This window comes from Tardiphaga sp., from assembly GCF_028290495.1.
Taxonomy (GTDB): Bacteria; Pseudomonadota; Alphaproteobacteria; order Rhizobiales; family Xanthobacteraceae; genus Tardiphaga.
Genome location: NZ_JAQGJT010000195.1, coordinates 1 through 2,902, shown reverse-complemented (window position 1 = coordinate 2,902; position 2,902 = coordinate 1). Strand labels below are relative to the sequence as shown.

The following is a 2,902-nucleotide window of genomic DNA, read 5'->3' as shown; positions in this document are numbered from 1 at the left end:
GAGGGATGGCGGAAACCGATCTGACGAGAATCCTGAGTTTCCAAAAGGGGGAAGCGTTTGGGGCCGGGTTCGCGGCCGGGCGCAACCTGGGGCTAGCGCGACTCCGGCCGCGTGCGGCGCAGACGCGGCAGCCGCGGGATGCGCTCGAGGCGACGCTGTTCGGGAACGGTCCAGTTGAAGAAGACCGCGAGCACGCGCAGCCCAAACGTCACGGCGACGCAGATAATCGCGGCCAGGAAGATCGGCACCCCCACGGCGTGCAGGATGACGAGTGTGGTCGCGCCCACGCCCGCTGCGACCGCATACAGCGACCCCACGTGCATGAAGGCGATTGGAACGCTGAGAAGCAGGTCGCGCACGATCGTGCCGCCGACGGCGGAGATCGTTCCCAGAAAGATCGCCGGGATGGCGGGCAATCCGAGGACGAGCGCCTTCGACGTCCCGATTGCGCAAAATAGCCCGATGGTGAGCGCGTCGAGCACGGTAATGACGGTCGCGAGGCGCGTGAACACCCGCTCGAGCAGCATCCCAAGCAGGGCGGCAACGACCGCCGCCGGTACATACCAATTGTCGGTGAGAGCCACCGGAAGCCTGCCCAGAAAGATGTCACGCACGAGGCCGCCGCCGAGTCCGGAGGCAATGCCGATAATCGCGACGCCGAGGAGGTCGAGCCTGCGGTCGCGAAACTGGGCAGCGTAGACCGCTCCCTGGACTCCGCCGATGGCGACGGCCGTGAGATCGGCCCACAGGGGGATGACGAACGAGGTGTCCTGCACGAGACCATTCTGGCCTGTTCCGGAAAGGCGTCAGGTAGTTCATCAGAATGGCGGCAATACTGGTTGCGTGCCCCTCTATCGTGACGAAGCCGTGGTGCTGCGCACCCACAAGCTGGGTGAGGCGGACCGCATTGTCACGATGCTGAGCAGGCAGCACGGCAAGATCCGCGCAGTGGCCAAGGGCGTGCGTAGAACGGCCTCGAAGTTCGGTTCACGGCTCGAGCCATTCATGGTCGCCGATGTGCAGCTGTACGAGGGGCGGTCCCTCGATATCATCACCCAGGCCGAGTCGGTGGGCGCATATGGCGCCGAGATCGCAAGCGATTATTCGAGCTACACGGCAGCGACGGCAATGGTAGAAACCGCTGACAAAATTACGGATGATTCCGGCAGCCTCCAGCAGTATCTGCTTCTGGTCGGTGGCCTGCGTTCGCTCTCGCGGCACGAGCACGCGTCGGGTTTGATCCTTGATTCCTACCTTTTGCGGTCGCTGTCCATTGCCGGCTGGGACCCTAGCTTCGTCGACTGCGCCGTCACGGGCGTTCCCTGCCCACACTCCGCGTTCGTCGTTCAGCTCGGCGGCGTGGTCGCCGACGCCGTCGCACCACCCGGGTCACCCCGTCTCGACGCTGGCACGCTCGACGTGCTTGCGGCTCTCCTTGCGGGCGACTGGTCGACGGTTGAGGCCGCGGCCGACCGCGAGCGCGGACAGGCCAGCGGAGTCGTCGCCGCGTACACCCAGTTCCATCTCGAGCGCGGGCTGAGGTCGCTGCAGCACGTCGACCGCACCGCGCGGGCTGGGGTGACCGGGTGAGTCCGGTTGCTAAGACCCATCGTGACGCGGTCGACTTCAAACCTGTGGACTGGACGGGCCTCTATCCGCCCGCGTTGCCGGCATCCGCTGTCCCGGATCACGTTGCGCTCGTCATGGACGGCAACGGTCGGTGGGCCAACGGCAAGGGACTCCCACGCATCGAGGGCCATCGAGCGGGTGAGGCCGCGCTGCTCGACGTGGTTGCGGGAGCGATTCAGGTAGGCGTGAAGCACCTGAGCGTCTACGCGTTCTCGACCGAAAACTGGCGGCGGTCGCCTGACGAGGTGCGGTTCCTGATGGGGTTCAACCGCGACGTGCTGCACCGCCGTCGCGACCAACTCAACGAGTGGGGTGTTCGGGTGCGCTGGGCTGGGCGTCGCCCACGACTTTGGACTTCCGTCATCAAAGAACTCGAATTTGCCGAACGGCTCACAGCAGGCAACGGAGTCCTCACACTGACCATGTGCATCAATTACGGTGGCAGAAATGAGATCACGGATGCCGTCCGCACGCTGGCAACGGAGGTCGCGTCGGGCAGGTTGAAGCCCTCCGGCATCACCGAAAAGAGCATCCAGCGCGCACTCTACGAGCCGGATTTGCCCGATGTCGATCTCTTCGTGCGCAGTTCCGGTGAGCAGCGGACCAGCAATTTCATGCTCTGGCAGAGTGCGTACGCCGAAATGGTGTTCCTCGACACGCTATGGCCTGACTTCACGAGGACGGACCTCTGGGAAGCGGTAGCGCTGTACGCTTCGAGAAATCGTCGATTTGGCGGCGCGATCGACGCGCCGAGGACGTAGCGGAAGTGGTCATGCGCAGAACGGTTAGAACAATCACGACGCTCCTGCTCGTCGGCATCATCCTCGGTATCGGGTTCGCAGTTTTGTATTTCGGCACGTCGACGGGGCTCATTTCGGGCGGTCAGTCGACAGTGATGGGCGGCGCGACGAAGTCACTGCCGTTCTACGCGCAGGTCGGCTGGTTGCGAAACACCGCCCCGTGGCCGGTGACGATTGAGAGCGTCACGACGGATGCCGCCCACACGACCGCGCCGACGCAGGTCTTCATCGAAACCCAGCGCGACTCAAAGTCCTATCCCTCAGGCACGGTGCCCGACTGGACGAAGGTCGCCAGTCGCACGCCGTACCAGCTCGCAGGCGGTAGTCTCCGATACCTCGGATTCGCGGTGGCCCCGGCCAGCGGGCACATCGCATCCTTCTCGAGCTTTACGGTGACATTCGTCGGCCCGCTCGGGATCACTTTCCACAAGACGTTTACCGGCACCCAGGTCGCTGCCCGCGCAGCAGGTTTG

4 protein-coding genes are annotated in these 2,902 nt (G+C 64.5%); 3 read left to right on the top strand and 1 reads right to left on the bottom strand.

Annotated elements, in window-relative coordinates; genetic code table 11:
• Positions 1–92 precede the first annotated feature (92 nt).
• Positions 93–776 (bottom strand): TRIC cation channel family protein, encoded by a 684-nt coding sequence (locus tag JWQ24_RS27875; protein ID WP_299815655.1) that lies wholly within the window; start codon positions 774–776, stop codon positions 93–95.
• Between the two features lie 67 nt (positions 777–843).
• Between JWQ24_RS27875 and recO the strand changes: the two genes are divergently transcribed.
• From recO to JWQ24_RS27860, 3 genes are all read left to right on the top strand, one after another.
• Entirely contained in the window at positions 844–1,590 is a 747-nt protein-coding gene (gene recO / locus JWQ24_RS27870) for a DNA repair protein RecO (protein ID WP_299815652.1), read from the top strand.
• A complete protein-coding gene (locus JWQ24_RS27865) occupies positions 1,587–2,390 on the top strand; it encodes an isoprenyl transferase (RefSeq protein ID WP_299815649.1) in 804 nt (267 codons plus the stop codon). Before recO ends, JWQ24_RS27865 begins: the two co-directional genes overlap by 4 nt.
• Before the next feature lie 11 nt (positions 2,391–2,401).
• Positions 2,402–2,902: hypothetical protein (locus JWQ24_RS27860; RefSeq protein ID WP_299815646.1), on the top strand; the 501-nt coding region annotated here is incomplete at its 3' end.